The following is a 26,226-nucleotide window of genomic DNA, read 5'->3' as shown; positions in this document are numbered from 1 at the left end:
CTAATCTGTGTGAGATGACACATTCATTCGACGTGCAATTAATTTTATGGGCGTCAGTATAGAGTAAAACAGCAACGAAAACGATTGCGTATCCAGCCGAACAGCGGGTGTTGGCGCATTTATTCCGTGAATTTTTGCGGAAATAATATCCCACTAATGAGTCCTGGCAGGATGAATGTGCGGCTTGTGGGGCTGCAGCAGGGCTATTTTGCGCCAGCTTTACACTATTGTTCCGGCGATGGCCCCATTTCTGGTATTATCGCGCCAAAATATTGCGCTTGCCTTCAGGCCATCGCTGCCATTCCATCCAGTTATAAGAGTTATTGCCGTGAGCACAACTTCCTTCTCTTCCCTGACACTGCCTGCTGAGCAGTTGTCCAATCTTAATGAACTTGGCTATACCGAAATGACACCGGTACAAGCCGCAGCGCTGCCGGCAATCCTCAACGGGCAGGATGTCCGGGCGAAGGCCAAAACCGGTAGCGGTAAAACCGCGGCATTCGGCATTGGTTTGCTAGACAAAATTGCGGTGGGTGAGTTTGTGACTCAAGCACTGGTGCTGTGTCCGACCCGCGAATTGGCCGATCAGGTCAGCAAAGAGCTGCGCCGCCTGGCCCGTTTCACTCAGAACATCAAAATCCTGACCTTGTGTGGTGGTCAGCCAATGGGCCATCAACTGGATTCTCTGGTACATGCGCCACATATCGTGGTGGGTACGCCGGGGCGCATTCAGGAACATTTACGCAAAAAAACGCTGGTTCTTGATGATCTCAAAATTCTAGTTTTGGATGAAGCTGACCGCATGTTGGATATGGGTTTCACCGATGCCATTGACGATGTGATTGCTTACACCCCGCCACAGCGCCAAACACTGCTGTTCTCCGCCACTTATCCGGCTGGAATTGAACAAATTAGTGCGCGGGTGCAGCGCCAGCCGGTCAATGTTGAAGTGGATGATGGGGATGAGGCGCCCGCCATCGAGCAGCTGTTCTTTGAAATCACTCGCGAAAAACGGTTACCGCTGCTGATCTCGGTACTTAGCCACTATCAGCCGGCATCTGCGGTGGTATTTTGTAACACCAAAAAAGATTGCCAAAGCGTCTATGAGGCCTTGGAGTCCCGTGGCATCAGTGTGCTGGCGTTGCACGGTGACTTAGAGCAACGTGACCGTGATCAGGTGTTGGTCCGCTTTGCTAATCGTAGCTGCCGCGTACTGGTGGCAACAGATGTTGCCGCCCGGGGTCTGGATATTAAAGACCTGGAGCTGGTGGTTAACTTTGAACTGGCGTTTGATCCCGAAGTTCACGTACACCGCATTGGTCGTACCGGGCGGGCAGGGATGAGTGGTCTTGCCGTCAGCCTGTGTACGCCGCAAGAGATGACCCGCGCCCACGCGATTGAGGATTATCTGCAAATTAAGCTGAAATGGACGCCAGCAGATCAGTTGAGCCGCAGTGCTAACACCATGCTGGAGCCAGAAATGGTGACCTTATGCATCGACGGTGGGCGCAAAGCAAAAATTCGGCCCGGCGACATTCTGGGTGCATTGACCGGTGATGCCGGTTTAACTGCGGCGGATGTGGGTAAAATCGACATGTTCCCTGTTCATGCTTATGTTGCCATCCGCAAGGCCAGCGCTAAACGCGCCTTACAGCAGCTGCAACAGGGCAAGATTAAAGGCAAAAACTGCAAAGCCCGGTTATTAAAATAATCACAGTGGGGCGATGGAGGTTGCATCCCCCCGATAAATCACATTATACTGTGTTTATGTACAGTTATCTGTAAGCAAAAAGGACATTTATTCATGGCCGTTGAAATAAAATTCGTCGTGGTAAGACAGGGTGAGGAAAAAATGACTTTCACAACCAAAAAAGAAGCCGATGCCTACGATAAAATGCTGGATTTGGCGGACAACTTATCTGAATGGTTGTCACAAGCGCCGCTATCGCTCGAAGAAGAGCAGCGCGAAGTGCTGAGTTTCTTCCTGGCAGAAAATAAAGATGCATTGGGGCAAATTCTCCGCGGTATCAGCCCTGCGGCCCCTGCCGATGGGCAACCAAAAGCCAAGTCTGAAAAAAGTGTGACCGAGAAAAAAGCCAAACCTGAAGAAAATCAAGCTGCTTAATCTGCTAACTACCGGCAGAAAGTGGAAAAGGGATCTAAAATGAATCGTGAAATCACCTTCTTTGGTCGCTTTGAGGCGGATATTCTGGCGGATCGCAAAACGATCACTATCCGGGATAGCAGTGAATCCGATTTTCGCCCAGGGGAGACCCTGCGCGTATGTCGTAATGAAGATGGCGTTTTTTTCTGCCACATCAAGGTAAAGTCGGTCACGCCAGTCACACTGGATGCCCTGACAGAACGCCATGCTGAGCAAGAAAATATGTCATTAGATGAGCTGAAAAAGGTGATTAAGGCGATCTATCCGGGCCTGGAACAGTTTTACCTGATTGAGTTTACTCGCTGTTAATTACGCAACGCTAACACGTTGATGCTGCAATATTGTTCACTCTGTAACCTACATCTCAATCATCGTTCCGGCCAGCGGATGGCAATAATAATATGCGGAGGAACGATGAGAAAGAGAGGACTCTCCTTGATATTGGTTGCCATATCGGCAGCTATCACTGGTAGTGTGCAGGCCCAAGAGCCGCGAGTAGCGAAAGTGCCTACTTGTATCGGTTTAAATCAATCTCAAGTCGCAACTCAGGTCAAACGAGATTTTCTGCAAAATCGAATCACTCGCTGGGAGAGAGACAAAAAGCTGTTGGGCACAGATAAACCAGTCGTTTGGATCAGTGCCGTCGATATCAGCGGTAAGGATGATGTCTGGCTAGTTCCATTGGTCGCACGTGGTAATAAGGGCGATAAAACCTATCAAGTGGTGTTGGACTGTAAGGCAGGCAGCATAACCTATACCCTGCGTCCTTGAAGCCGCAATACCAAAATTAAGCTAATCATGCCCAAGCAGGTGCTGGTGCTAATATACCAGCACCTGCTTATCACCTTGTTAATCATTGCATTAGCCCATTCTGACTGAATTATCTGCAACTGCTGCTGCTTGGCAGCCGCAGGTAATCGTGTCACTCTCGTGTTAACGAACACAGATGGATAACTCAACTAATGACCACACCTCCAAAGGCAGATAAACGCCCTTATCCGATCACTATGCACGGCGATACCCGTGTAGATGATTACTATTGGCTACGTGATGATGAGCGCACAGATGCTGATGTTCTGAACTATCTGCAAGCTGAAAATGCCTTCACTGAGGCAGTGTTGAAACCGCAGCAACCGCTGCGCGAAGCCTTGTATCAAGAGATGGTCTCCCGTATTCCGCCGCAAGAAGAGTCTGTCCCCTATATTCGTAACGGCTATCGTTATCAGACCCGTTTTGAGCCGGGAAATGAGTACGCAATTTATGTGCGTCAACCGGTCTGGGCTGATAGCACTTGGGAAACCTTATTGGATGGCAACCAGCGTGCTGCGGAGCGTGAGTTTTATACTTTAGGCGGGTTGGATGTCAGTCCAGATAATCAACGACTGGCGGTTGCCGAGGATTTCTTATCGCGTCGGCAATATGATATCCGGGTAAAGCAGTTACAAACGGATCTCTGGCACGAGGAGGTTATTAGCAATACCTCGGGGAGTTTTGAGTGGGCCAATGACTCAAAAACGCTCTATTACGTGCGCAAACATGAAAAAACGTTATTGCCCTATCAGGTCTACCGCCATGTGGTGGGCACTGACCCTAAAGAGGATCAACTGATTTATCAGGAGGCTGACGACACCTTCTATGTCGGTCTGGAAAAAACCACCTCTGAGCGCTATATCGTTATTCACCTAAGCAGCACTACAACCTCTGAAATTCTACTGCTGGATGCCGATCAGTCTGAGCCGGTGCCGCAGCTGTTTGCTCCGCGTCGTAAAGACCATGAATATGGTTTGGATCACTATAAGCAGCATTTCTACATCCGCTCAAATAAAGAGATGTATTCAAGCAAAGACGGCAAGAATTTTGGGCTGTACAAAATTGCCGAAGCAGGGAAAACGCCGAGTGATCTTGCTGATGAATCCCAGTGGCAGCCACTTATTGCGCCAAGAATGGAGGTCATGCTGGAGGGGTTCAGCTTATTCCGCGACTGGCTGGTGGTGGAGGAGCGTAGTGAAGGGTTAACACATCTGCGGCAAATCCACTGGGTAACTGGTGAAGAGAAAGCCATTACTTTTGATGACCCTACCTATGTTACCTGGCTGGCGTATAACCCTGAACCAGAAACGGAACTGCTGCGCTATGGTTATTCATCCATGACCACGCCAAGCTCCATGTTTGAGCTGAATATGGATACCGGTGCACGTCAGTTGCTCAAACAGCAGGAAGTGAAGAATTTCACGCCAGAAAAGTATCGCAGTGAGCGAATTTGGGTCACAGCAGCCGACGGCGTCAAAATCCCGGTCTCGCTGGTTTATCACCGCGACCATTTTGTGTCGGGCGCTAACCCGCTGTTGGTCTATGGCTACGGCTCATATGGTAGCAGCATGGATCCTGCATTCAGTGGCAGCCGTTTAAGTTTGTTGGACCGTGGTTTTGTCTTCGCACTGGCGCATATTCGTGGTGGTGGCGAGTTGGGCCAACAATGGTATGAAGATGGCAAGTTACTCAATAAGTTAAATACATTTAACGATTTTATTGATGTCACTAAAACGTTGGTTGCTGAAGGTTATGGCGATGCCAATCGTGTCTTTGCCATGGGGGGCAGTGCCGGTGGTTTGCTGATGGGGGCGGTAATCAATCAAGCGCCTGAATTATATAAAGGTGTCGTAGCGCAGGTGCCCTTTGTGGATGTGGTCACCACCATGTTGGATGAATCAATTCCGCTGACCACCGGCGAATATGATGAGTGGGGCAATCCAAACGATAAGGCGTATTACGACTACATCAAGCAATATAGCCCATACGATCAGGTTAAAGCCCAAGCTTACCCGCACATGTTGGTCACAACCGGTCTGCATGATTCACAGGTTCAATATTGGGAACCGGCAAAATGGGTCGCCAAACTGCGTGAAATGAAGACGGATGATCACCTATTGCTGCTGCACACTGATATGGATTCCGGCCATGGCGGCAAATCAGGGCGTTTCAAAGCTTATGAGGATATCGCTTTGGAGTACGCATTCATTCTAGCCCTGGCTTAATATTGCTATGAGCATTACGTCAGGTAATGCGTCAGGGTATGGCGCATATCTGGCGTAAGATCACTGATTGAGGCTAACATCCAGCGCAGATAGTCGGGATCTTGTCGGGCTATCATCAACCAAATCAATAGAGGCGACCTCGGCAATACCGCTTTCTAAGCCGCAAGTTTCAGTATCGATCACACGAAAATAGATGCCTGCTCTCCCATGTTTATTCATGATGATTAGCAACAAAAAACCCGCCTTTCGGGGCGGGTTGACTAACGAGACGAAAAGTCCGTTATTCTGCGCTGGAAGAAGATGACTTCTTAGCGCGTTTGTCAGCTTTTTTCTCAGCTGGCGTTTTTAGTGGCTTTTTCTTCGCGTTCTTTTTGCTGTCCATTCCCTTACTCATGGCTTGCCTCTCTTTACCTTCGGTTAGGTTGGTACGCCCACCTATTAACCACCTTATGAGGAGCAGTTGCAAGGGGATAAAGCATCACCGAGATTAATACATTGTTTAACAAGAACATTATTAAATCTTAATCTCTCTTGTTACTGTTCAATACGCGCCCGATTGTGATTTTACACCGCATAATTTGCTGAGATATGGCGTAATTATCGCCAGTTGACAGAATTAATGGGCTGATTGGCGTAAATGTGATGTTTTATCGTTGACCCTGCGTGCGGTATAGGCTTTGATAACTTTAATGTCTAATAACAAACATGGAAAAATAATGGAACAATTACGTGGGCTTTATCCAGCGTATGAACCCTACGACAGTGGTTTATTAGACACCGGCGATGGGCATCAGATTTACTGGGAACTCTGTGGTAACCCCGATGGCAAACCGGCGGTATTTATCCATGGCGGTCCAGGTGGGGGCATTGCCCCTTACCATCGGCAACTTTTTAATCCGACGAAATATAAAGTTCTGCTGTTTGATCAACGTGGATGTGGGCGCTCAAAACCCCATGCCAGTCTGGAGAACAACACGACCTGGCACTTAGTCGAAGATATCGAACGGCTACGTAAAATGGCGGGTGTTGATAAATGGCTGCTATTTGGCGGTTCGTGGGGCTCAACACTCGCGCTAGCTTATGGTGAAACGCATCCTGATCGGGTCAGTGAGATGGTTTTACGTGGGATTTTCACCCTGCGGAAAAAAGAGCTGCATTGGTACTATCAGGAGGGAGCTTCGCGTTTCTTCCCTGATAAGTGGCAACGCATATTGTCAATTTTATCGCCAGAAGAGCAGGGCGATGTGACCGCGGCTTACCGCAAACGGCTGACATCCACTGATAAGGCGGTACAGTTGGAGGCGGCAAAAATCTGGAGCCTCTGGGAGGGTGAAACGGTCACATTATTGCCGACCAAAAGTTCCGCCTCCTTTGGTGAAGATGATTTTGCTTTGGCCTTTGCCCGCATTGAAAATCACTATTTCACCCACTTAGGTTTTTTAGACGATGATAACCAACTGCTGGATAACGTGACGCGTATTCGCCATATCCCTGCTGTTATTATTCATGGCCGATATGATATGGCTTGCCAGCCACAGAATGCGTGGGACTTAGCGCAAGCCTGGCCAGAAGCTGAACTGCATATTGTTGAAGGTGCCGGGCACTCCTTTGATGAACCGGGGATTTTGCATCAGTTGATTCTGGCAACAGACAAGTTTGCCCGCAAACTCTAATTATCTGCTCGACGCACTCCCGCAGATTCAGCTCTGCGGGAGTAGCTTACTGATTATTTCATCTTAGGTTCATACGGCAAACGAGAGAATTTATTCGACTCGATACGGTAATAAGCGAGCCGCTGCGAAAAGTATTCACGCAGCTCCTCGGGCTGCTCTCGTGCGACCATTTCAGGAATGACGGGCATGTTGTAGCGCTCTTTAAATGCCACACCAGATGCCGCCAAATCCACATTCATTTTGGCTGTTTCTTCGTCAGAAAGCGCGGTCAGATTATATCCCATTGTCTTCTCCTTCTTGCTCGTGGCGACTATGGCGCAAAAGGTAATGCAGGCGGTAGATATTGGCAAGCAGCTAATGTCTCAAAATGATGGGTATTTAGAGTGTTTCGCGTGGCAATAATATTATTTTTCAAATAAGTCATTTATTAATTATTACTCGCACACTTAAATAAGAATCATTCTTTTTACTGTTCTCGTGATAATGTTAATGATTCTTATAATAATTCACCCTAGTTTCCCTGTTTAAATTATCTTTTTAAAACAACAGATTAAATTATTTATTGTTTTTCACTAATATTAATGTGAATAGGGTGTTCTTATTTTGTTTTTATCTTGGCATAATACAAAAAGTTAATCGTTGCTTACCTGCATTATAAAAATAAGGGAATTATTATGTTGAAAACAGAAATGGCACAAAAGCTCAATGAGCAGCTGAATCTGGAATTTTACTCTGCAAACCTATATCTACAAATGAGTGCCTGGTGCAGCGATAAAGGTTTTGAAGGTGCAGCCGCATTTTTAAAAGAGCATTCTCAAGAAGAGATGCAGCACATGCAGCGCCTATTTGAATACCTCAGTGGAACAGGCTCAATGCCAGTTTTGGGCACCATCGGTGCGCCACCAATCGATTTTGCATCATTGGCCGATGTGTTCAAACTGACTTACGAGCATGAGCAACTGATTACCACTCAAATTAATGAGCTTGCCCATGTTGCAATGACTACCCACGACTACTCCACATTCAATTTCCTGCAATGGTATGTTGCTGAACAGCATGAAGAAGAAAAACTGTTCAAATCCATCCTGGATAAACTGGCACTGGTGGGTAATAGCGGTAATTCACTCTTCTTCGTTGATAAAGATCTGAAAACAATGGCCGCTCAAAGCCATACTCAAGCTTAATTTTTAGCCTGATAGCTCCGGATAGAATATTCATCGCAGTTTCTGCTAGCCCAAAGGTAACCAGAAACTGCGGTTCTTCATTGCCCCCGCAGTGCTTATCGGTATCCCCTTTATCTTATTGTTTCTGTGCTAATTACATATTGTTTATCTTTGGTTTCTCGACTTGCCATAACTAAATCGTTATCATTTGCATTAACGATAAGACAATGAGTTGATCTATCGTTCAACTATTGGTGATATTTCAATCACCACGCGGAAATTGGCGTTTTATTTTGTGCCCTACCTCACAGGTAGTGCAATTGACTGGATGTGATAGGGGTTCGCGCTGCCAATATAGGATATGGTTGGTAGCAGACTGATTCTTCTCCCCATCGATAAAGGGATACTATGTTTATTCGAAAAGTACGTTCTTCTTGCCGTATGCTTTCGGCGCTTATCGTGTTATTTGTTGGGCTATCCAGTCAGCAAGCCCTTGCTCACGCACATCTGAAAATCGAATCCCCAGCCGCCGATACCACCATAGGTTCAGCACCAGAAGCACTGACATTGGGCTTCTCTGAAGGTATTGAATTGAATTTCAGTGGCGTGAAGGTGACTGGCCCAGATAACAGTGTGGTAAAAACGGGTGAACTAAAATTGGACCCGGTCAATAACACACAATTGATTTTGCCGATTGATCATGCTTTAACTGCAGGTAAATATAATGTTTCGTGGCATGTGGTGTCTGTTGATGGTCATAAAACCAAAGGCACATACAGCTTCACTGTGAAATAGTATGTCTTTAGCGACCTTATTTATTCTATGTCGCTTCCTGCATTTTCTGGCGGTGATGCTGATGTTTGGCATCAGTATATTCACCGCTGCATTAGCGCCAGACCCATTCTCCGCGATACTCAAAAAGCGCCTGTTACCTCTACTGATCTTCAGCACCACTCTCGCATTTATCTCTGCTGTTGGGCTGTTAGCGATTCAAGCTGGCATAATGGGGGATGGCTGGGCCGATACCTATCGGCTGACCGTCTGGTGGGCCGTTTTTGGTACGCGCTTCGGGCAGGTATGGCAATGGCACCTTGGCCTATCTATCTTGAGCCTGTGGGTAATCTTGCTGGGCTCCCTCCGTAACAGCTACCGACTGATGGTGGTTTGCTCAACACTGCTGCTGGCAAGTTTGGCTTTCACCGGGCATGCTGCTATGCACGATGGTGCGCTGGGATGGATTCACCAAACTAATCAAATCATACATCTGCTCAGTGCCGGCTACTGGTTCGGCTGCCTACCGCCTTTAGTGATCTGCCTTGCATATACTCGTAATAGTAATGTTAAACGTGAAGCCATCACTACCTTGATTCGATTCTCCCGTTGGGGCCATTTATCGGTTGCATTGGTATTGGTGACCGGTGTCATTAACAGCTTGATTATGCTGCGTGATACGACATTGGCTCTGACATCAAGTTATCAGGTGCTATTGCTGAGTAAAGTGGCCTTGGTGGTGCTGATGATCGTCATCGCGCTGGTTAACCGCTATCGGATTGTGCCTATGCTCAGGCAACTTCCTACTAAAGCCAACTATTGGCTGGTGGTCAATAGTTGTGCTGAAATTCTGCTGGGTGCGGCGGTGCTACTATTGGTCAGTGCTTTTGCGACCATGGCACCGGTATAGCGTGAGATTATAGGCAACAGATATTATTACTAAGCTTGCATCAACGCCTCGGTATGCGAGAAAATCAACACAATGAATTAATTGAGGATAATTAAGATGAAGGGTTTTGTGCTGACGTTATCGTTACTGATGCTATCAGTTAATGCTATGGCTGCCGGGAAGATCATCACTGTCAGTAAGTTTGAGTTTGGCAAGCAGTGGGCATTTACCCGGGAAGAGGTGATGCTGGAATGTCGTACAGGTAATGCTCTGTTTGTGATTAATCCGAGCACCTTAGCGCAATACCCGCTAAACGATATTGCGACCGAACAGATGAGATCCGGACATGTATTGGCGAAACCGCTAGATGTTTTGCTGCTGGATGACGATGCAAATCCGGGGCACAAAATGAGTTTAGAACCCTTCCAGCAGCGCGCCATGACATTATGTCAAAAGTAAGCTTGGCTCTTTTGGTGCTGACAAGTATTAATCTATAATTAACAAACGATTACTTCTGTTGCCTTGAGGTTGAGCTTTTATAACCAAAATTAATTTACAATCGCAATTAATCACTTCTGCTGTCAAGTTGGCTAAATACATGTACTCGACTACGCTTAAGGAGTACGGCTGAATAAGCCTACGTTAATGCCAACTTTTAGCGCACGGCTCTCTCCCAAGAGCCATTTCCCTAGACCGAATATAGGAATCGTATTCGGTCTTTTTTTAAATTATTGATTTTAAAGGTGAATTTTGTGGTTTATCGAAATTTATCGAAATTTTATCGAAATCTGATATTCGGTCTTTTATAGCATCACGTATTCTTTACCCCTCGTATCAAGATACTTGTTCGTCATTTTCTCCGATTTATGCCCCAGCAGTTTCATCGCAAATTCCTTACCTTTTTCCTTTTCATATAATCGTCCGGCTAGACTTCTGATCTCGTGAAAAGTTGGCGGACTCTCATCAAAACAAAAATCTGTTCCTTTTCTCGCCGTTACGAATTTCTTTGTCAGGCTGTCTGGATGTAGTGATCCATCAGGGCTATTTTTTCTGATGCCAGCACTTATCATAAAATCAGTCTTACTGGCTAATCTACATCGATCAATCACGGTGCTAAGGCGTAGGCCAACGGCTTTAAGTTCAAGATCTAAGGGCAGGGAGATCTTGGCCCCAGTTTTACCTTGGTGTATTTGTAGTCTGCCATCGACAATATGGTCAAAGCGTATCAGTGATAAATCCTCACGCCGCTGGCCCGTCACCTGTGCCAGATCCATTGATAGTCCAAACCATGGGGGTAATGTGCCAGCGACATCGCGAATGGCGAGATACTGATCCAGTTCCAGGCGCTCACGTTTCACCACCGGTTTAGCTGAGCGTGTCGGTGTCACTGGGTTATTATCTATATGGCCCTCGACAATCGCCTCTCGGAAAATATCAGACAACACTGATCGCATGGTGGCGGCCATGGTTTTTTTGTCCTGTGCCACCCAAAACTCTAAAAACTCGGCAATATGGCGCGTGCTGATTTTAGCTAACACCTTGTTGCCCATTTTTTCGCTGATCATGGCTATTTGTCCCTTGCGAACTTTATAGGTGTTTTCGGCCAATTCCCGGCGCTTATAAATGACGTCATACCGTTTTAGCCATGCTGCCAGTGTGAACTCCTGCGTGCCTTTGAGCTTTTCTAGTAGCGCGACAGGCGTGTAGTTTTGTTCAATGAAATTATTGGCTTCAATGGCTTGGGATATGGCGTCTCGCCGGGCAATTTTGCCGAGAGATAACTCCTTTCCAGTTAGCGGGTTGCGCCAATAGAAAGTTAGTTGAACACGCCTAAAGGTGAGGTTTTTGGGCAAATTAGCGTCATACTTTCCCGGCCTTTTTGCCATAACCCATCTTCTCCAATATTGGCGGTATCGTAGAATGTGAAATGTTCAGCGCTTTCGCCATTCTGTAGCTTTTGGGCTGTATATAAATGGCACCAGGCCGCACGCGATATTGTCTGCCGTGTTTTTCTGCGGCAGGGTAAAAGTTACCGTTTCTGGCCCAGCGTTGGAGTGTTTGAATCGTCGGCTTGTCAGTCGCATACGTTTCATCACACCATTCGGTTAATGTCATTAATTTAGCCATTGGTCATACCTCGATATGACCGGCCAGCATAGTAACGCGCTGACCGGTTCAGTTTTGATTTTTAAAAATCAGTTAGCGGACGGCTAACGAACGTTCGCCAGTTTCAAACTTGGCACCGGCTATCAATAGGCCCTCATCCAAGGCAGCTTTGATTTCATCGGCTTTTGGGGTGGTGATAATTTGCACCTGAGAAACGGAGTCTACATATTCATCAGGCAACAAATTTACATCGGTGATAACGAGTTTTTTTGTCCCTTTTCGAGCAGTGAAGGTATTGGACGCTGTTTTGATCGAGTCTTTACCAGCCTGAATCATGCATTCCAATATATATTTACGGTAGATCTCAGCCTGATTATCAAAACTTTTCTTGCGTGCACTCATCCGCTTGGCTTCGTTGGCACATATCTCTGCCTGACCCAGCGTGTTACGAACCAATGCCATCAAGGCATCGAACTTATCTTCCAGCATGCCCTCAATACCAGAGAGAGTGTCAGCGACCATTTCGGGGGTGAGTTCATCACCGCTATCGGCCATTTCCTGCAATTTTCGGTAATCAGTGGCTAATGATATGGCGCTTGTGCTCATGCTTTCTCTCCCTCAGTGACAAATTTTGCCAGGCACTCATCTTTGATTTGATTCAAACGGGTTAGACGACCGGTCAGATATTTGACGTGTTCATCATCATGGGATGATTCGGCATTCTTGAGATGAACCCCGATGGTGCGTGTTAGTGAGGTGCTGATTTTTGTCACTTCATTCGCCGTGACTGCTGTTTTCATCGTCTCGGTATTGGCTTTGAATTTGTCGTCTAACTCTTTACGTAGACGAACCACATCATCAGCTTTAGTGCTGGCATTTTTAATACCGAACTCAATATTATTGTCGGCGGTGTATTCAGCATCATCAAACAGCCCCATAAACACATCAGCACTGAAACCAAGCTGTGCTAATGCTTTGGTCGTGGCGTCCGTTAGGCTTTTTTTGCTGACTTCATCGTCACAAATGAAACCGTTGGTACTCTGATAAATATGCTTGGTATGGCCAAAAGCAGGGAAGCGGCCCCGACCTCCTGCATGTTGGTACCACAGTTCAATCCGCATAGTGTGGTTGGATGTCCGTAGAATGGTGCCATCCCCATCACGCATGGGTTTACGCCCGATCTCTCGATTGTTGCTATCCAGAATCGACTCCATAAATGGGATGCTGGGTATAAATTCCTCACTGATAATATCCACGCCCCAGCCGCTACCAAAGGGGCCAAAGATTTCCGTGGCTCTCATTGTCTGATAGGTAGGATTGATGCTGGTCACAGAGCGAATGACTTTGCCATTTTTGGTCGTATCTTTGCGCTTGGTACGCGCGGGATCGGTGCGCTGTACTGATTTCCAGATACTTAAATTATCCTGAGACTCTTTGGGTAACTTAGAGATATCCTGATCGATCTGTGATGCACGTTGTTGGAACTCATCTGCGGTAGGAGGCGGTGATTCAGGTTCTATCTGCTTATTGGTATGGGTCTCGGCGTTAATGGTCGCCGTTTCATCATTAATGGCGCTATTTGCAATGTTTGATACATGATTGGGCTGTTCTGTTGCACCTTTTGGCACTTTTGTATCAGTTTTTGGTTTTTCGATTGTGCTGGTATTCGCCGGTGAATCGTTGGCTGCGCTGGTCAAGCCATCAACACTAAATTTGCCATCGCCAAGGTTTGCTACTTTCACATCATCGGCTTTGATTACATCAAGCTGTAAACACTGATTGATATAGGCTTTCAGCTTGGCTGGGTCTTTATGAATATCCAATTCAGCACTGCGGATCATTGCAAACAGATCATCACGGGAAACCGCTAAAATGGCAGGGATAATCCGTAAAGCTGTTGACCAGCGCCGCCAAGCCTCATCACCTTTCTCTACTTTTTCTTTAGCGCCACGATAAATGGATGATGGCACTTCCCAAACATCATAATCACTGGGGAACAGGGCGCAGGCGACTTCAAGATCGAGAGAGGCGTAATCATGCTTATAATCGCGTTCACGATGACCCGCTGGCGTAGGCGATGAATTGGCTTGTTCATTCGCTTGATGGCCAGGGTGTTCCCGCTCATCTGGACGGGAGTTGATCCACTTTTCAGCAAACTTGTTAACGTCCGGCCATGATTTAAATACCGGAGTGTGGGCCTGAACACCATCAATGAGTTGTGCCAATGTAGTGATGTACATGTGCTTAAGTTGTGGTAAGCGTGGCAAGCCATCAATAACTGCACGATATAACGGCTCTGATTCATCATCATTAATTAAATCGTATGCATTAGATAATAGATGGCTATCAACAATTTCAGGCTCTACGCCATATAATAAAACATATGCAATTCTTACGTTAATTGGTAAATCGAAGATGTTTTTAACATTGTCAATTTCATCAGTATTATCAACGACGATAGGTTCAAATTCTTTAGTTTCATCATTCCATTGATTATGTTCCATCCATTCAGTGCTGAATATGGCATTATCTTCAGCATCATCATGTACCGGAGGGCGAGGGGAACCCACACGATCAGCACAAACTTTAGGGGCAAAGAAATTACTACTTGATCCGGGGAATTCCCCTTCTAATAACATGGTGGATTTCATTGTTGCCATTTTTTGATTTTTGGCATCAACAGTAATCGCCATGGCTACAGCACCATTTGCCATAGCTGATTTTTTGGGTAGAAACCCACATACAAATAAGCTCATTGGTCATTCCTCGCTAATTATTTTTAATCTGATAATAACAATCGGTCAGTGCTATTAATTCATCTGTGGGTAATACATGATCTAACGACGTAGAGTCACATTTTTTAATTTTTTCTAAAGCCAGAGAAATTAAATCACGTACATCTACAATGCCGGATTCTATTAGATCTGAAACAGTGCCCATTATTGCGTCTGGACTCGCTCCAACTTCGACTAATGCGGGGGATTTAGCAGCATTAGCGATGACGATAGAATCAGCCAGGATTCTAAGTGTTGTCTTTTGCATAGAGATCTCGCTATAATTTCGGCGTCCAGTGGTGGAAGCCATTGGTCATACCTCGCTAGAGTCGGTTTGGTCGCTGACTCTGCCGTCACCGGGACGTTAAGCCGGTAAGATTGCCCACCTTGTGTGGGCTTTTTTACGTCTGTTTTAATGCCGGTTACGTTTTCGGCGTCGATATATCCACTTTAATGAGCTGAGTTTTACGACCGTTTCACTGGTGTTGGCTGCAATTATTAATGTCTGGATTGAGTGGTTAAATCATCAACAACACTTGATAACAAAGCAGCTAATAATAAGTTACGGACGTTGTTATTACCGAAGCTGAAATTGGCCTCAATGACTTCATCTTCGCCAATGCCAATATAATGCTGAGCGGCGGCTTTAATTGCACAGCCCATACAGTGATAATCCCCTAAAGTTTCACCACTAGGCAAAACAATAGAAGCCAGCGGTGAATTAGCCTCTTTATTTTTAACGGCATAGCCGATTACTTCATTTTCTGCGGATAATTGAGAAACGTCATTATGAAGTGGTTTAATAGATAATTTAATTTCTTTAAATTTCATTGGTCATACCTCGTTATTGTTGATGAATAATGGCATCGACTGGGTAGCAGTTGCCGTTGAATAACCTATTTTCGAAAATGACTTTTTCACATTCTTGTTGGGTGTCATAAACTTCATAGACAATATCTCTACAAATTTCATGAGCAGGGCATACCGATACAACTAAAGCGAATAATAGTTGCTCCATAAATTTCCTGAATATTAAGGGTTAAATTATCTCGGCAGTTGCTTTCCCACCATCAGTAATTTTTAGATAAATCGATTCGCAATGAGGGCAAGTCGCTAGTGAATCCCAAACTGCGTTATCTATTCCTTTGCGTGTTTCAATTTCTTTATTACATATTGGGCAGCGAAGAGTGATGAAATTCACCCCCTTGGCTTTAGCTTGTGCAACATATTTACTGTGGTCATCCAATAGCTTTCCCATTGTCTATCCCTTTTTATCTGCTTTCAGATTGTCAGAACTTGCTTACCTAAGCGGCTGTTGTGCCGTTGATGGGCTAAAGTTAATTTAAACTAACAATAAATTCAATCGTAAATTTAAATAAACTTAACAATAAGGGCGAAATTAGCGGTAAGAATTTGAAAAATATGGGTATTTATTTGGCGAGTTTTTTTCTGGTTTGTAACAGCTCTTCAAAAAGTCGGTTTAACTCATCAACTTTAAGCCGAAGGTCTGTTAAGTGCCGCTCTTTTTCTGATTCAGGAAGAGACGCAAACAATTGAATTAGTTCAGCTTCTCTCTCATCAAGTTCAGGTGGGATCTTTACTGCGGGTGAGGGGGATTGATCTGTATCCCCGTATAAAATCCACGTTGGTGAGCACTGTAATGCGGTACTCAGGGCAAATAGATTTTTGCCAGAAGGTGAACTGTCGTTGCTTTCCCATTGTGAAATGGTGACATGGGACACTTTCACCGCCTTTGCAAGGCTGCGTTGGGTTAGTTGCAGCTCATTTCGCCGCTCTCTGATGCGTTCACCGGGATTTTTCATAGTTAGGTAATTCTAAATTCTCTTGACTTAAATTTCCTGAACAAATAACTTGTTAACTAAATCTAACAACAGGAGAGGCGACGTGTTAAAAAAAGATGCCATTCAATATTTCGGCACCAAGAGTGCTCTGGCAAAAGCTGCGGGGGTTAAGCCGCCATCGGTTTCTGCTTGGGGTGATTTAGTCCCAGAGAAAAGGGCCGTTCGATTAGAGAAAGCCTCTAATGGCGAATTGCATTACGACCCTATTGACTATGACAAGCCTATAGCACCAGCACAGTAAACGCTGATTTTTAAAAATCAGCTTTCATAAGGAGGTCGCTGTGAAATTAAAACATGATGCCATCTGCGCAGAATTGCGGAGCTGGGCAGCAGAAACCAAACAAGAAATTGTCGCGGCAGAAGTGGCACAGGCTTATTTCGATCTCGGTGGTGATGAGCTTCCACTCACGCCCATTGATGATGAACACGCCACCCACAACAACAAACAGCGCTTGTTCCGCTGGGTTGATAGTGACACCGACAAGGCCAGAGCAAAAATCGCCGAACTTACTCCAGCCATACTTCAGGCATTGCCAGGAGAGCGGCGTGCCAGATTGGAAAACCCCAATTCAGTGAATTATTTGGCGGCACAAGCATTGCGCGATTTCTCGCTGGCGATGAGTGCGGTGTTGTTGGGCTGCTCTGATATGTCACAAAAGTTAATTAAAGCAACCGAGGCGATACATGCACTTATTCCGGTGACACAGCAGTTGATTGCATAACGAGGTATGACCAATGGCCAGATTTTCCAGAGAACAAGTCGAGCAACAATTACGAGATGAACTGCAACGTGCAGGTTTTAGCGAGACAGTCGCTAGATCGGCGGCTATTCAAGGCGGTAAGCATTACACCGATACGCCGAACTCTACATTTTCCAGCGCGTTAGTTTGGGCTAAGACCTATGCCAAACCCTATAAGCGGATGCGGGATAAACCGGTAGCGAAAGTCGTTAAAGCTAAAAAGCCGTGGCGGGTGCCACATGGCTAAAAAACTGACTTATCGCAATGGTTACCGTTACGGAAATATGCCAATTACATCAAATATGGCGCGGGTGATTTTACGGCAATTTACCCGTGAAGCCATGCAAGGGCAACGGAGAGCATTTAACGCTCTTTTTAATACTAGTCACGCCAAATGTAACGTTATCAGCGTTACAGAGCAGCACTGAATCGGGGTAGGTATGGCATCAAGTTGGATAAAAGTCGAAGTGATTACTCCAGATAAACCGGAGATCTTCCAACTGGCTGAAATCCTGAATGTTGACCCGGATACCGTACTCGGGAAGTTAATCCGTGTTTGGGTCTGGGCTGATCAGCAGACCATCGACGGTAACGCAGATTGTAACGCCGTTAGCGTTACAAGAATTGGCATTGACCGTATCACTTTTATGTCTGGCTTTGCTGATGCACTGATAACAGTTGGATGGTTAAAACATGACGGTGGGAAAATGTACTTCCCTCACTTTGACCGCCATAACGGAAAAGGCTCTAAAAAACGGGCAGTTACCAGTCGGCGCGTTACAGAATTCAGAGATTCGAAATCAAAACGTAACACCAAAGGTAACGCTGGCGGCGTTACACCACCGGATCAAAAAGCGTTACCAGAGGAAGAGTTAGAGGAAGAGAAAGAACTAAAAGATAAAACCCTATTGTCCCATGGCGAAAAAAACGCCACAGGGCCGAATGAAAATAATTTGCCTTCGAGTCGCGAGCTGGAACCCCAGGAGGGCGAGGGCAAAAATAAACGGCATGAATATCCGCCAGAATTCGAGGCGGCTTGGTTGATATATCCCCGTCGGCCGGGGAGTCCTGACAAACACGGTGCTCTCAAGGCTTGGAATGCCAGACTGCGAGATGGCGTAACGGCTGATGCGATGTTGGAAGGGGTAAGGCGCTATGCGGCGTTCGTCAAAGCGACGGGAAAAACTGGCACGGAATTTATCAAACAGGCAAAAACATTTTTTGGCCCGTCGCAGCATTTCGACGATGAGTGGCAAGTAAGCACAGGAGAAAATCATGTGGAATTCAGATTCAACCAGAGCGACCCACGACCGTACTCTGAGCAATACCTCAGTTGGGAACAACAGCGGGTCACAGGCATGGAACCTATGGGATCTCATGATCAAAATCTACGCGAACCGCTGGACTGCGAAGAATGGCAATCGCCCGTCAGAACTGTGGGAACGTCAGATTAGCACAATGACCGGTGACCAACTCCAGCGAGTTTGCACCGCATGCATGAAACGCTGTGAATCTGGTAACTCTTGGCCGCCAGATTTTGCCGAGTTTGTTTCTCTTGTGGCGGAGCATGGTGGTGGCCATTTGGGTTTAACTGTGGTGGATGTTCTCGCCGAGCTTAAGCGCTACCGGAATGAATTTTATAAATACAGTTGTGCTGAGGAATTCAACTGGCGTCACCCGGTTTTATATCAGATTTGCGTAGACCTTAAGCGCCTTGGAATCGAAAAAAGACTCACTGATACCGGACTAGAAACACAGGCAGGTATCGAGTTAGCCAAGTGGGAAAAACGCGCCGCCAGTGGTGTACCAATCCCCCCAATTCGCCGCCAATTGAAAACACCTGACCGACCATCAGGATTAACCCCGGCACAGCAACTAGCCGCAGGAAACCGATACGTTAAATAAGCGAGGTATGACCAATGGAAATTAATAGCTGTAATAATTTTATCAATGACAATCGGCCAGTGATTGACGACAAATGTGATCATTCATCCTGCATTGTTGATGCCTGGGGAATGGCGGCTCGCGCCAGATGCCGTGCGCCTTACACGCCGCCGATAAAGCCGAAAAAAGTAGTAATTCCTACATCGGCAGTAACGAAATCAGAGAAGCTTAAAGCGGCCAAAAAATCTAACACATCATCAGCACTGCGGCTAAAAGCCAGTGAACTGGTGGCAGTGATGCTGGGCAAAACATTGACCTATACCGGCATTCTTGCCGCGCTTGATAAATCCTATCCGGATCACGGCATTACGCTGCGGATGTTGCAGATGCGTATGATTGGTTTGATGAAATCGCCACATGTTGACATTACCCGTCATGAAAAACCGGTAGCGGAATTTACCTTGCACAGTGTCAGTGAGCGTTTTTATGTGGATTCGATACTCAGGGCCAAAACAAAAGGCGGGGGTGCTCAATGATCTGGCCTACGGAAGTAAATCAATGTGCCTCATCGGTTATACCGGTACATGCGTTGAGTCCCGACCACCAGCAACAGCTTTTGCTCCAAATGAACCAGATGTTTTTAAATCGAGATAATCCGCAGCATATCCAAACAGCGGCTCATGCATGGGCGCGACGTAAAGAAATCACGGTAGCGCGGCCTGATTTGCAGGATGGTTTGGTGGTTGTGGGGTTCGCTGGTGGCGGTGGGAGCTGCGAGGGCATTAAGCAAGCATTGGGCTATGAGCCACACATTGCGATGAACCATAACCCGGTGGCGATGGCGATGCATGCCATCAATCACCCGCGAACACTGCATTACCCTGAGGATATTTTCAGTGTTGATCCGCTTATCTCAACGGGTGGTTTGCCGGTATTGCTGGGTTGGTTCAGTCCTGATTGCCGCCACTTCTCCAAAGCCAAGGGCGGCACGCCGGTTAAGAAAGAAATTCGTGGTTTAGCCTGGGTGGTGTTGCGTTGGGCGTTGGCAGTGCGCCCACGTTTTCTGATGCTCGAGAACGTCGAAGAGTTTCGTGGCTGGGGGCCATTATTGACGGATAGCCAGGGTAATCACCGACCAGATCCAGCCCGTAAAGGGGAAACGTTCAAGGCATTTATTGGCATGCTGGGTACCGGTATTGATGGCAATCATCCAGCGCTGACCGAAGTGTGTGAGTTTTTGAAGATAGATATCAATGGCCCTGAGGCGGCAAAGTTGGTTTCAGGGCTGGGTTATAACGTGGACCATCGAGAACTGAAAGCCTGTGATTACGGCACACCTACCATCAGGAAGCGGTTGTTTGTGGTTGGGCGTTGTGACGGTGAGCCGGTTGTATGGCCAGAGCCAAGCCACGGCGAGCCAAACTCAGCGAGTGTGCTTTCTGGCATGCTGCAACCTTGGCGAACAGCGTCGGAGTGTATCGACTGGAGCCAGCCAACACGTTCTATTTTCGGTCGCAAAAAGGATTTGGCTGATAATACTTTGCGCCGTATCGTCAAAGGGTTGCAGCGGTTTGTTATTGATAACCCTGACCCGTTTATTGTGCGGCTGGGACAAACTGGTTTTGGTGGTGACCGCCTGCAATATCCAATAGACCAACCGCTAACCACCATCACCAGCAAGGCTGAGCATTTGTTGCTGGAGCCGTATGCAGTGAAGTGCAACCACACCAGCACCAAAACCAAATATGATTGCTTCCGTGGGCAGTCATTACGCGATCCGTTACAGACCATCACCAGAACCCACGGTTTTGCTATCGCTGCGCCGGTGGTTGTGCGTCAGTTCGGTAACAGTACGGCAAATGATATCAATGCACCGCTGGGTACCGTTACGGCAGGTGGGGGCGGTAAAAGCCAGTTAGCCAGTGCGGTATTGGTGGGGGCCGGTGGCCCAACATACTCAGGAAAGCCACGAGATATCAATTCACCAATCAACACCATTGCTACTCAGTCACATACAGCAATCGCCACCGCTAACCTTGTTAAGCATTATGGTGGGAATTACACCGGCGCAGGCATCGATATTAACGAGCCATTGCATACTATCACTACGGTCGATCATCACGCGATTTGTACATCTCACCTGGTACAACTGCGTGGTACATGCCGCGATGGTAAACCGATCACTGAACCGGTACCGACCTTAACCGCCGGCGGTAATCATGTCGGGATAATAAACGCCTTTCTGACCAAGTATTACGGTACCGGTGGCTCAGTAGATCTCTCAGAACCAATACACGCGGTGACGACTAAAGAGCGTTTTGGCTTGGTGGAAAACAATTTTGATGTTGAACCTCTGACCGACGAGCAGCGCTATAACGCCTGGAACTGTGCTCGGCTGGTGGGTCATTTCAGCGATTCACCGGACGACTGGCCTTTATTCCCCGCACCACGACCACAATATCTATCTGTGGGCGAATACATCATCGTTGATATTTGTATGCGCATGCTGATTGCGCGTGAATTGTACAACGCCAGCGGGTTCCCGCCAGATTACATTATTGACCGGGATATTGATGGCACCCTCTGGCCTAAATCTGAGCAGGTGGCAAGATGTGGTAATGCGGTACCGCCGCCTTTTGCCAAGGCATTGGTAAGGGCGAATATGCCAGAATTATGCACCTGAAATTATTGCTCATATTCATACCTTTGATGTGGAATTGTATGGAATATAAGTCATTTTCAATGTGAAACTTTACTTAACTAAGTTAAGCATTAAATCGGTTGAATCAGGTCCCCTCTATGGGGTTGCAATATCTTAAGCATAAGGTGATAGCTTAATGATTAATATCGAAAACTTGATTCAACATTTACCAACGGATGGCCGAACTATAATTCATTGTGAAAAGGGTAAGATAATAAGTATTGCACAATTAAGACCGGATCAGTTTATAGCAACGCTGCCAGCCTTTATCGAGATGGCAGAAAGAGCAGGGTATATCATTACAATCCCTGATATTTAACGGTATAATAATCAAGTCAGCCTGAACAACTGACAACCTAAGTTGTTGTTGTGTCATCACCCTTGGGGGGCAAGATGGCACAACTTTCATTTATCAAATCTGGCAATGAGACACTGACACCGGCCACGCCCGATGTTAGGGAATTTCTGCATTATAAAGTCAAGCTGGGGGCGATTCTCACCGCTGATTTTAAGCAGGTTCGCAATCCGAAGTTTCACCGCAAATATTTTTCCTTACTGAATCTGGGTTTTGATTACTGGACACCCTCCGGTGGCACCATATCACCTGAAGAAAAGAAACTGGTGCGAGGCTATGTAAACTATTTGGCAGAATATGCCGGTCATAGCGACACGTTGGAAGAATTAGCCCGCCAGTACCTCGATACCCTGGCAGAACAGCGGGCCGACCGTGTAACCCTACTTAAATCTTTTGATGCTTTTCGCCGCTGGACAACCATTCAAGCCGGTTATTACGCCATTATTCAAATGCCAGATGGCTCGCAATTTAAAGAGCCTAAATCGATCTCTTTTGCCTCGATGGACGATACCGAATTCTCCGAACTCTACAAAGCCACTCTTGATGTGCTTTGGCAATTCATCCTGAACAAAACTTTTAGCACGCCAGCTGCCGCAGAAAACACTGCCAGCCAGCTATTAAGTTATGCGTAGGGGGATTTGTGGCTAATTTACGCAAAGAGGCAAGGGGCCGTGAGTGTCAAATAAGAATCCCCGGCATATGCAATGGCAATTCCGAAACTGTGGTTCTGGCTCATTACCGATTGGCGGGTACCTGTGGCACCGCCATCAAACCACCTGATGAGCAGGGGGCTTGGGGATGCGGTGCATGTCATGACGAATGTGACCGGCGCACCCGTTTAATTGATAGTGACACCGCCCGTCTGTATCACGCCGAGGGCGTTATGCGCACCCAGTATATTTTACGAAAGGAAGGGAAGTTATGAGAGCCGCACCGCAAAGCCTGCCGTCAGAGCAGGAAAAACCAATGCTGGATATTCACTATCTATTGGAGCTTTGGGGAGCATGGGCCGCTAATGATAATAGCCAGGTAGATTGGCAACCTATTGCCGCAGGCTTTAAGGGGCTGCTCCCCTACACCAACAAATCACGGCCACAGTGCTGTGATGATGACGGCATTATGATTGATGGCTGTGTAGCGCGGCTGAAAAAGTATAAACCGGAAGAGTATCAGCTAGTGATTTTGCACTATGTATACGGTGTTTCACTGCGCATGATAGCTAAAAGGCGTAAGTGCTCAGATGGGACAATCAGGAAAGAGATGCAAACGGCGCAGGGGTTTATTGGTGGGTGCTTGGCGATGATAGATTATTTATAATGGTAAAATAATGGCGGGCAATTTAAATTCGCCATTATTTGCAATGGGTTAACCAACAATGTGCTTAGTTTTTTGGTAAGTGATAAGAAAATATCTTTAACATTCATAAACTCAGAAAATCCCAAATAAAATAAAACTATTGCCAGGATTATAACTACGGTTGTTGATGTAATATTAACTAATCTATATGCTTTGTAAGCATTTTCAATAGGAGTCGTTGCTAATTCGTGATAATCCTTATCATCAAGATAAGCGTAAAGCTTTTTTCTCCAGATAATTCTATTTTCTTCTATTATTTTTATAAAACTTGAGTTAATAAATACTGAAGTGAAATGTGATACTAAAATATATACTGCGATAGCAAAAAAAACCAAAGCATATACTCTTGAAGAAGCAGGTACTTTCGAAGCATCAAGAGTATATTTAATTACGATTGTACTGATTACAAGAGCGATATCTTTCCACAATGAAGAAGTTAACTCTTTAGACTGTTGAACAATTTTTTGCATGTCATCGGCAAGGTTTTTTCGCAGATCACTGAGTGCTTTTAGAGTATCTTTACTACTAGATCTAATATGAGCTTTATAAAGTAGTCTGGCAGATTCAAGAGCTAAAGAAACTTTCAGTATAAGACCGTTACAGTAACTAGTTTCCACTGGCCATTCTCTTGCTAATTCGCCTGAAAAAAAAGTATGCTTAAGTTCAATTTCATCACCTTGTAGATATATCCAACGTATAGTCTCCTGTAGGATATCAAAAATAGATGTTGGTATTTCATTTGTATTAAATGCTAATTTTTTAGGTGGCTTTCCAGATAAGCCAATAACAGTACTACCATCCGTTTCACAATATATTTCATTTGGTAGGCACATAATCAAAAAGTGAGTTGATATTTCTTTCCATATCTGGAATGCTTTGTCATTATTAATTACATCATTTTGTTCATCAGTTAAAATCCAAGGCTCAACAGTATTGGGAGTTAAAGGTTGGGTCGAGAAAATCTTAACAAAACTCCTTACCTTAACTTTTCTAATTTTTTCAGTATTTGGTAATTCCAAATTAACAGGTGCATTTTGCCAAGGCGATACGCGAAATGCACCCGTTGCAAAAGAAGATTCCGCAAAAAGCAAGCATATTTCCTTTACTTTCTCTACAATACCATCTTCATAAAGGAAATATTTCCATCCCTCAAGTGTTAATATATATATGTTATTATCAAAACATGGGTACTCTATCTTTACAGTATGCTCTTCATTAATATTACCATTACTAGGTTCAATTTCATCCTGGTCAGAGTCACTAAAACTAAATTTTAACCATTCACAATCGTCCATAGCAACTTCTTGCCATTTATCTAAGGCTTTTTTTGACATTTTTGCTTTTAAAAACAACCTTCCTTGGTTGTTTTTAATATTCTCATTTATATCTATAACTTCACTGTCACGCGAGAACTCAATTGCCTCTTTTAATTTTTTGAGTATCAATATCATCAAGAGTAATCCTCGCTGTAATTATTTTAATTTCTATGCGACCATCGTGTAAATCGGTTCTTATTGGTGCATTGTCATCATCAAATAGTATAACAACATTTTCAGTTGTTTCAATTCTGCGTCTTTTTGGCTTCTGAACAAATTCAGGTTTTACTGTAAACGACTCTCCTAAAATCCCCATGTTTCTTGACTCTCTAGTGAAACTTTTCACGATATTAGATGCTTCATCTAGCTGGCCAAATATTGCTGTTAGAGGGACGGTAGGGTTATTTGTGTCAAACTCAAATTCTCCTTGATGAATGCTTTCATAAATTCTATTTACCCCAGTTCTTGCAATATGTTCTGGTAGTATATGCTTATTTTCTTTAAATACTTTCTTAAGTACTTCCACAAGTTTTTCTGTTAATGTTTTTTCAGTATGTATACGTCTAACCTGAAGGAATCCTTCAAAGTATTCAGAAATATTAGACCTTTTACTTCGATCAAGTACTGCAATAATCCCGCCTTCAATATCATCTCCATTTAACTTGACTAAAGCAATTTTTTGCATTGACTCTGCTTTTCTTATAAAAGATTCATGAAATCTTTCTAGTCTAGGGACATGAGCTACATCAATATTTTGTTGTAATACGTAACGAACAACATCTTCATTATCATATTTAATTAAAGCGTAAAGTTTTTCATGTTTATTTAATAATTCAAATACAAAAAAAACACCCTGACTTGTATTTCCCTTATGATGGGATTGGAAATCACTAGCTAACATTTTAGACTGTTCACTAAAGCAGTTTGGATCGTTATCTGCTTCGGATCGAATGATTCTGAGTATTCTTTCTGTGTTGGATCTTGGCAAAAAATTGAACAAATTACCCTTTAACGATGTTTTTATTCTACCTAAAAAGAAATCAGTATGCTGTGGTGGTGTAATTTCATTCAATAAAACAGGAATTTCTAGGTTTTTACCAACCACATGAAAAATCATCCTATTGATTGTAAGCAAATCTACTTCTTCTTCCGTAAGAAAACTCATTGTAATTCCTCTGCACGTGATAATTTCAAATTATTAGAAGTTTGTTATTGGTGTCGGCAGCAATGTAGATTTTGAGCAAAGTAGTGCTTTAAAGCTGTCATGATAATTGATTTCTCAAAAAAATCACTAATGCGTACGCAAAAATGTTTGTATTCTGATAAGAGTGGTTACTTGGTCACATAGCTTACACAATTCAAAAAACCTCGCTTTTGCGGGGTTTTGTCGTTTTTGCGCCAAAATAATCTGCAATAACTATGGTTATCATGTGATTG

The 26,226-nt window shown here is 45.1% G+C and carries 34 protein-coding genes and 1 pseudogene; 22 read left to right on the top strand and 13 right to left on the bottom strand.

What is annotated here, in order from left to right; all coding sequences use genetic code 11:
* Positions 1-328 precede the first annotated feature (328 nt).
* The 5 genes from dbpA (at position 329) to FFE93_RS11850 (ending at position 5,199) form a co-directional block, all read left to right on the top strand.
* The gene (gene dbpA / locus FFE93_RS11870; RefSeq protein ID WP_054872689.1) at positions 329-1,711 is read left to right on the top strand and encodes an ATP-dependent RNA helicase DbpA; all 1,383 of its coding nucleotides are present in this window, start codon (positions 329-331) and stop codon (positions 1,709-1,711) included.
* Positions 1,712-1,804: 93 nt separating this feature from the next.
* Complete coding sequence (locus tag FFE93_RS11865; protein ID WP_005272491.1) at positions 1,805-2,125, top strand: YebG family protein; 321 nt, start codon at positions 1,805-1,807, stop codon at positions 2,123-2,125.
* Between the two features lie 39 nt (positions 2,126-2,164).
* Positions 2,165-2,473: a N(4)-acetylcytidine aminohydrolase gene (yqfB, locus tag FFE93_RS11860; protein WP_005272488.1), complete on the top strand. Its 309-nt coding sequence runs from the start codon at positions 2,165-2,167 to the stop codon at positions 2,471-2,473.
* A gap of 105 nt (positions 2,474-2,578) precedes the next feature.
* Positions 2,579-2,935: a protein YebF gene (gene yebF / locus FFE93_RS11855; protein ID WP_032897040.1), complete on the top strand. Its 357-nt coding sequence runs from the start codon at positions 2,579-2,581 to the stop codon at positions 2,933-2,935.
* A gap of 191 nt (positions 2,936-3,126) precedes the next feature.
* Positions 3,127-5,199 carry a S9 family peptidase gene (locus tag FFE93_RS11850; RefSeq protein WP_032897038.1) on the top strand — a complete coding sequence of 691 codons (2,073 nt, stop codon included), beginning with the start codon at positions 3,127-3,129 and terminating at the stop codon, positions 5,197-5,199.
* A 14-nt stretch (positions 5,200-5,213) separates the two neighbouring features.
* Here the strand turns inward: FFE93_RS11850 and FFE93_RS11845 are convergent.
* Positions 5,214-5,312 (bottom strand): annotated as a pseudogene (locus tag FFE93_RS11845) (exodeoxyribonuclease X); the annotation flags it as partial.
* A gap of 603 nt (positions 5,313-5,915) precedes the next feature.
* On the opposite strand from FFE93_RS11845, the gene pip reads away from it, so the two are divergent.
* Positions 5,916-6,872 (top strand): prolyl aminopeptidase, encoded by a 957-nt coding sequence (gene pip, locus FFE93_RS11835; protein WP_032897036.1) that lies wholly within the window; start codon positions 5,916-5,918, stop codon positions 6,870-6,872.
* A 53-nt stretch (positions 6,873-6,925) separates the two neighbouring features.
* Here the strand turns inward: pip and FFE93_RS11830 are convergent, their stop codons facing one another.
* A complete protein-coding gene (locus FFE93_RS11830; RefSeq protein WP_049602860.1) occupies positions 6,926-7,156 on the bottom strand; it encodes a DNA polymerase III subunit theta in 231 nt (76 codons plus the stop codon).
* Positions 7,157-7,546: 390 nt separating this feature from the next.
* On the opposite strand from FFE93_RS11830, the gene ftnA reads away from it, so the two are divergent.
* The 4 genes from ftnA to FFE93_RS11810 all read left to right on the top strand — a co-directional run bounded on the left by ftnA (position 7,547) and on the right by FFE93_RS11810 (position 10,154).
* The gene (gene ftnA, locus FFE93_RS11825; RefSeq protein WP_005272474.1) at positions 7,547-8,056 is read left to right on the top strand and encodes a non-heme ferritin; all 510 of its coding nucleotides are present in this window, start codon (positions 7,547-7,549) and stop codon (positions 8,054-8,056) included.
* Positions 8,057-8,443: 387 nt separating this feature from the next.
* On the top strand, positions 8,444-8,830 hold the full coding sequence (gene yobA, locus FFE93_RS11820) for a CopC domain-containing protein YobA (protein WP_032814982.1): 387 nt from the start codon (positions 8,444-8,446) through the stop codon (positions 8,828-8,830).
* A gap of 1 nt (position 8,831) precedes the next feature.
* Positions 8,832-9,716 carry a copper homeostasis membrane protein CopD gene (gene copD / locus FFE93_RS11815; protein WP_054872679.1) on the top strand — a complete coding sequence of 295 codons (885 nt, stop codon included), beginning with the start codon at positions 8,832-8,834 and terminating at the stop codon, positions 9,714-9,716.
* Between the two features lie 96 nt (positions 9,717-9,812).
* Complete coding sequence (locus tag FFE93_RS11810) at positions 9,813-10,154, top strand: YebY family protein (protein ID WP_005272472.1); 342 nt, start codon at positions 9,813-9,815, stop codon at positions 10,152-10,154.
* Positions 10,155-10,498: 344 nt separating this feature from the next.
* On the opposite strand, the gene FFE93_RS11805 is transcribed toward FFE93_RS11810, so the two are convergent.
* From FFE93_RS11805 to FFE93_RS11765, 9 genes are all read right to left on the bottom strand, one after another.
* Positions 10,499-11,581 carry a tyrosine-type recombinase/integrase gene (locus tag FFE93_RS11805; protein ID WP_138775179.1) on the bottom strand — a complete coding sequence of 361 codons (1,083 nt, stop codon included), beginning with the start codon at positions 11,579-11,581 and terminating at the stop codon, positions 10,499-10,501.
* Positions 11,556-11,822, bottom strand: a complete 267-nt coding sequence (locus tag FFE93_RS11800) for an excisionase (protein ID WP_050152217.1) — start codon at positions 11,820-11,822, stop codon at positions 11,556-11,558. Before FFE93_RS11800 ends, FFE93_RS11805 begins: the two co-directional genes overlap by 26 nt.
* A gap of 72 nt (positions 11,823-11,894) precedes the next feature.
* Positions 11,895-12,407 (bottom strand): siphovirus Gp157 family protein, encoded by a 513-nt coding sequence (locus FFE93_RS11795; protein WP_138775178.1) that lies wholly within the window; start codon positions 12,405-12,407, stop codon positions 11,895-11,897.
* The gene (locus FFE93_RS11790) at positions 12,404-14,557 is read right to left on the bottom strand and encodes a hypothetical protein (RefSeq protein WP_138775177.1); all 2,154 of its coding nucleotides are present in this window, start codon (positions 14,555-14,557) and stop codon (positions 12,404-12,406) included. The genes FFE93_RS11795 and FFE93_RS11790 overlap by 4 nt, the downstream gene beginning before the upstream one ends.
* Before the next feature lie 13 nt (positions 14,558-14,570).
* Positions 14,571-14,885, bottom strand: coding sequence for a hypothetical protein (locus FFE93_RS11785; RefSeq protein WP_050941904.1), 315 nt, complete (start codon positions 14,883-14,885; stop codon positions 14,571-14,573).
* Positions 14,886-15,073: 188 nt separating this feature from the next.
* Positions 15,074-15,406: a hypothetical protein gene (locus FFE93_RS11780; protein WP_138775176.1), complete on the bottom strand. Its 333-nt coding sequence runs from the start codon at positions 15,404-15,406 to the stop codon at positions 15,074-15,076.
* Positions 15,407-15,419: 13 nt separating this feature from the next.
* The gene (locus tag FFE93_RS11775) at positions 15,420-15,593 is read right to left on the bottom strand and encodes a DUF1482 family protein (protein ID WP_100273932.1); all 174 of its coding nucleotides are present in this window, start codon (positions 15,591-15,593) and stop codon (positions 15,420-15,422) included.
* 21 nt (positions 15,594-15,614) lie between these two features.
* On the bottom strand, positions 15,615-15,833 hold the full coding sequence (locus FFE93_RS11770; protein ID WP_138775175.1) for a hypothetical protein: 219 nt from the start codon (positions 15,831-15,833) through the stop codon (positions 15,615-15,617).
* Between the two features lie 172 nt (positions 15,834-16,005).
* The gene (locus FFE93_RS11765; RefSeq protein WP_042546154.1) at positions 16,006-16,398 is read right to left on the bottom strand and encodes a helix-turn-helix domain-containing protein; all 393 of its coding nucleotides are present in this window, start codon (positions 16,396-16,398) and stop codon (positions 16,006-16,008) included.
* An 82-nt stretch (positions 16,399-16,480) separates the two neighbouring features.
* Here FFE93_RS11765 and FFE93_RS11760 point away from each other — a divergent pair, with 82 nt between their 5' ends.
* The 12 genes from FFE93_RS11760 (at position 16,481) to FFE93_RS11705 (ending at position 23,434) form a co-directional block, all read left to right on the top strand.
* Entirely contained in the window at positions 16,481-16,678 is a 198-nt protein-coding gene (locus FFE93_RS11760; protein ID WP_042546153.1) for a Cro/CI family transcriptional regulator, read from the top strand.
* Positions 16,679-16,718: 40 nt separating this feature from the next.
* The gene (locus FFE93_RS11755; protein WP_050291240.1) at positions 16,719-17,159 is read left to right on the top strand and encodes a toxin YdaT family protein; all 441 of its coding nucleotides are present in this window, start codon (positions 16,719-16,721) and stop codon (positions 17,157-17,159) included.
* A gap of 13 nt (positions 17,160-17,172) precedes the next feature.
* The gene (locus FFE93_RS11750; protein ID WP_050291239.1) at positions 17,173-17,424 is read left to right on the top strand and encodes a hypothetical protein; all 252 of its coding nucleotides are present in this window, start codon (positions 17,173-17,175) and stop codon (positions 17,422-17,424) included.
* Positions 17,417-17,605, top strand: a complete 189-nt coding sequence (locus tag FFE93_RS11745; protein WP_050135376.1) for a hypothetical protein — start codon at positions 17,417-17,419, stop codon at positions 17,603-17,605. The genes FFE93_RS11750 and FFE93_RS11745 overlap by 8 nt, the downstream gene beginning before the upstream one ends.
* Before the next feature lie 12 nt (positions 17,606-17,617).
* Positions 17,618-18,631, top strand: coding sequence for a hypothetical protein (locus FFE93_RS11740; RefSeq protein ID WP_138775174.1), 1,014 nt, complete (start codon positions 17,618-17,620; stop codon positions 18,629-18,631).
* Complete coding sequence (locus FFE93_RS11735; protein WP_227478924.1) at positions 18,555-19,082, top strand: replication protein P; 528 nt, start codon at positions 18,555-18,557, stop codon at positions 19,080-19,082. Before FFE93_RS11740 ends, FFE93_RS11735 begins: the two co-directional genes overlap by 77 nt.
* Before the next feature lie 14 nt (positions 19,083-19,096).
* Positions 19,097-19,597 carry a hypothetical protein gene (locus FFE93_RS11730; RefSeq protein WP_138775173.1) on the top strand — a complete coding sequence of 167 codons (501 nt, stop codon included), beginning with the start codon at positions 19,097-19,099 and terminating at the stop codon, positions 19,595-19,597.
* Positions 19,594-21,744 carry a DNA cytosine methyltransferase gene (locus FFE93_RS11725; RefSeq protein ID WP_138775172.1) on the top strand — a complete coding sequence of 717 codons (2,151 nt, stop codon included), beginning with the start codon at positions 19,594-19,596 and terminating at the stop codon, positions 21,742-21,744. The genes FFE93_RS11730 and FFE93_RS11725 overlap by 4 nt, the downstream gene beginning before the upstream one ends.
* Before the next feature lie 154 nt (positions 21,745-21,898).
* Positions 21,899-22,081, top strand: a complete 183-nt coding sequence (locus tag FFE93_RS11720; protein WP_054872677.1) for a hypothetical protein — start codon at positions 21,899-21,901, stop codon at positions 22,079-22,081.
* A 74-nt stretch (positions 22,082-22,155) separates the two neighbouring features.
* Positions 22,156-22,749, top strand: coding sequence for a DUF1367 family protein (locus FFE93_RS11715; protein ID WP_138775171.1), 594 nt, complete (start codon positions 22,156-22,158; stop codon positions 22,747-22,749).
* A gap of 8 nt (positions 22,750-22,757) precedes the next feature.
* Positions 22,758-23,042 carry a DUF1364 domain-containing protein gene (locus FFE93_RS11710; protein WP_048615663.1) on the top strand — a complete coding sequence of 95 codons (285 nt, stop codon included), beginning with the start codon at positions 22,758-22,760 and terminating at the stop codon, positions 23,040-23,042.
* 41 nt (positions 23,043-23,083) lie between these two features.
* Positions 23,084-23,434 carry an antiterminator Q family protein gene (locus tag FFE93_RS11705; RefSeq protein WP_138775233.1) on the top strand — a complete coding sequence of 117 codons (351 nt, stop codon included), beginning with the start codon at positions 23,084-23,086 and terminating at the stop codon, positions 23,432-23,434.
* Here FFE93_RS11705 and FFE93_RS11700 read toward each other — a convergent pair.
* Positions 23,425-24,924: a hypothetical protein gene (locus FFE93_RS11700; RefSeq protein WP_138775170.1), complete on the bottom strand. Its 1,500-nt coding sequence runs from the start codon at positions 24,922-24,924 to the stop codon at positions 23,425-23,427. The two genes, FFE93_RS11705 and FFE93_RS11700, sit on opposite strands and share 10 nt — an antisense overlap.
* Positions 24,887-25,954 (bottom strand): nucleoid-associated protein, encoded by a 1,068-nt coding sequence (locus FFE93_RS11695; RefSeq protein WP_138775169.1) that lies wholly within the window; start codon positions 25,952-25,954, stop codon positions 24,887-24,889. The genes FFE93_RS11700 and FFE93_RS11695 overlap by 38 nt, the downstream gene beginning before the upstream one ends.
* Positions 25,955-26,226: the final 272 nt, after the last annotated feature.

This window comes from Yersinia sp. KBS0713 (assembly GCF_005937895.2).
In the GTDB taxonomy this organism is placed as follows: domain Bacteria; phylum Pseudomonadota; class Gammaproteobacteria; order Enterobacterales; family Enterobacteriaceae; genus Yersinia; species Yersinia bercovieri.
The sequence above is the reverse complement of the archived record's forward strand: the minus strand, read 5'-3'. Positions and strand labels throughout refer to the sequence as shown.

Excerpts from the sequence above, each read along its gene's own strand:
- FFE93_RS11865 (WP_005272491.1), top strand. The coding sequence starts at position 1,805 with ATGGCCGTTGAAATAAAATTCGTCGTGGTAAGACAGGGTGAGGAAAAA.
- yqfB (WP_005272488.1), top strand. The coding sequence starts at position 2,165 with ATGAATCGTGAAATCACCTTCTTTGGTCGCTTTGAGGCGGATATTCTG.
- yebF (WP_032897040.1), top strand. The coding sequence starts at position 2,579 with ATGAGAAAGAGAGGACTCTCCTTGATATTGGTTGCCATATCGGCAGCT.
- FFE93_RS11850 (WP_032897038.1), top strand. The coding sequence starts at position 3,127 with ATGACCACACCTCCAAAGGCAGATAAACGCCCTTATCCGATCACTATG.
- pip (WP_032897036.1), top strand. The coding sequence starts at position 5,916 with ATGGAACAATTACGTGGGCTTTATCCAGCGTATGAACCCTACGACAGT.
- FFE93_RS11830 (WP_049602860.1), bottom strand. The coding sequence starts at position 7,156 with ATGGGATATAATCTGACCGCGCTTTCTGACGAAGAAACAGCCAAAATG.
- ftnA (WP_005272474.1), top strand. The coding sequence starts at position 7,547 with ATGTTGAAAACAGAAATGGCACAAAAGCTCAATGAGCAGCTGAATCTG.
- yobA (WP_032814982.1), top strand. The coding sequence starts at position 8,444 with ATGTTTATTCGAAAAGTACGTTCTTCTTGCCGTATGCTTTCGGCGCTT.
- copD (WP_054872679.1), top strand. The coding sequence starts at position 8,832 with ATGTCTTTAGCGACCTTATTTATTCTATGTCGCTTCCTGCATTTTCTG.
- FFE93_RS11810 (WP_005272472.1), top strand. The coding sequence starts at position 9,813 with ATGAAGGGTTTTGTGCTGACGTTATCGTTACTGATGCTATCAGTTAAT.
- FFE93_RS11805 (WP_138775179.1), bottom strand. The coding sequence starts at position 11,581 with ATGGCAAAAAGGCCGGGAAAGTATGACGCTAATTTGCCCAAAAACCTC.
- FFE93_RS11800 (WP_050152217.1), bottom strand. The coding sequence starts at position 11,822 with ATGGCTAAATTAATGACATTAACCGAATGGTGTGATGAAACGTATGCG.
- FFE93_RS11795 (WP_138775178.1), bottom strand. The coding sequence starts at position 12,407 with ATGAGCACAAGCGCCATATCATTAGCCACTGATTACCGAAAATTGCAG.
- FFE93_RS11790 (WP_138775177.1), bottom strand. The coding sequence starts at position 14,557 with ATGAGCTTATTTGTATGTGGGTTTCTACCCAAAAAATCAGCTATGGCA.
- FFE93_RS11785 (WP_050941904.1), bottom strand. The coding sequence starts at position 14,885 with ATGGCTTCCACCACTGGACGCCGAAATTATAGCGAGATCTCTATGCAA.
- FFE93_RS11780 (WP_138775176.1), bottom strand. The coding sequence starts at position 15,406 with ATGAAATTTAAAGAAATTAAATTATCTATTAAACCACTTCATAATGAC.
- FFE93_RS11775 (WP_100273932.1), bottom strand. The coding sequence starts at position 15,593 with ATGGAGCAACTATTATTCGCTTTAGTTGTATCGGTATGCCCTGCTCAT.
- FFE93_RS11770 (WP_138775175.1), bottom strand. The coding sequence starts at position 15,833 with ATGGGAAAGCTATTGGATGACCACAGTAAATATGTTGCACAAGCTAAA.
- FFE93_RS11765 (WP_042546154.1), bottom strand. The coding sequence starts at position 16,398 with ATGAAAAATCCCGGTGAACGCATCAGAGAGCGGCGAAATGAGCTGCAA.
- FFE93_RS11750 (WP_050291239.1), top strand. The coding sequence starts at position 17,173 with ATGGCCAGATTTTCCAGAGAACAAGTCGAGCAACAATTACGAGATGAA.
- FFE93_RS11745 (WP_050135376.1), top strand. The coding sequence starts at position 17,417 with ATGGCTAAAAAACTGACTTATCGCAATGGTTACCGTTACGGAAATATG.
- FFE93_RS11740 (WP_138775174.1), top strand. The coding sequence starts at position 17,618 with ATGGCATCAAGTTGGATAAAAGTCGAAGTGATTACTCCAGATAAACCG.
- FFE93_RS11735 (WP_227478924.1), top strand. The coding sequence starts at position 18,555 with ATGATCAAAATCTACGCGAACCGCTGGACTGCGAAGAATGGCAATCGC.
- FFE93_RS11730 (WP_138775173.1), top strand. The coding sequence starts at position 19,097 with ATGGAAATTAATAGCTGTAATAATTTTATCAATGACAATCGGCCAGTG.
- FFE93_RS11725 (WP_138775172.1), top strand. The coding sequence starts at position 19,594 with ATGATCTGGCCTACGGAAGTAAATCAATGTGCCTCATCGGTTATACCG.
- FFE93_RS11720 (WP_054872677.1), top strand. The coding sequence starts at position 21,899 with ATGATTAATATCGAAAACTTGATTCAACATTTACCAACGGATGGCCGA.
- FFE93_RS11715 (WP_138775171.1), top strand. The coding sequence starts at position 22,156 with ATGGCACAACTTTCATTTATCAAATCTGGCAATGAGACACTGACACCG.
- FFE93_RS11705 (WP_138775233.1), top strand. The coding sequence starts at position 23,084 with ATGCTGGATATTCACTATCTATTGGAGCTTTGGGGAGCATGGGCCGCT.
- FFE93_RS11700 (WP_138775170.1), bottom strand. The coding sequence starts at position 24,924 with ATGATATTGATACTCAAAAAATTAAAAGAGGCAATTGAGTTCTCGCGT.
- FFE93_RS11695 (WP_138775169.1), bottom strand. The coding sequence starts at position 25,954 with ATGAGTTTTCTTACGGAAGAAGAAGTAGATTTGCTTACAATCAATAGG.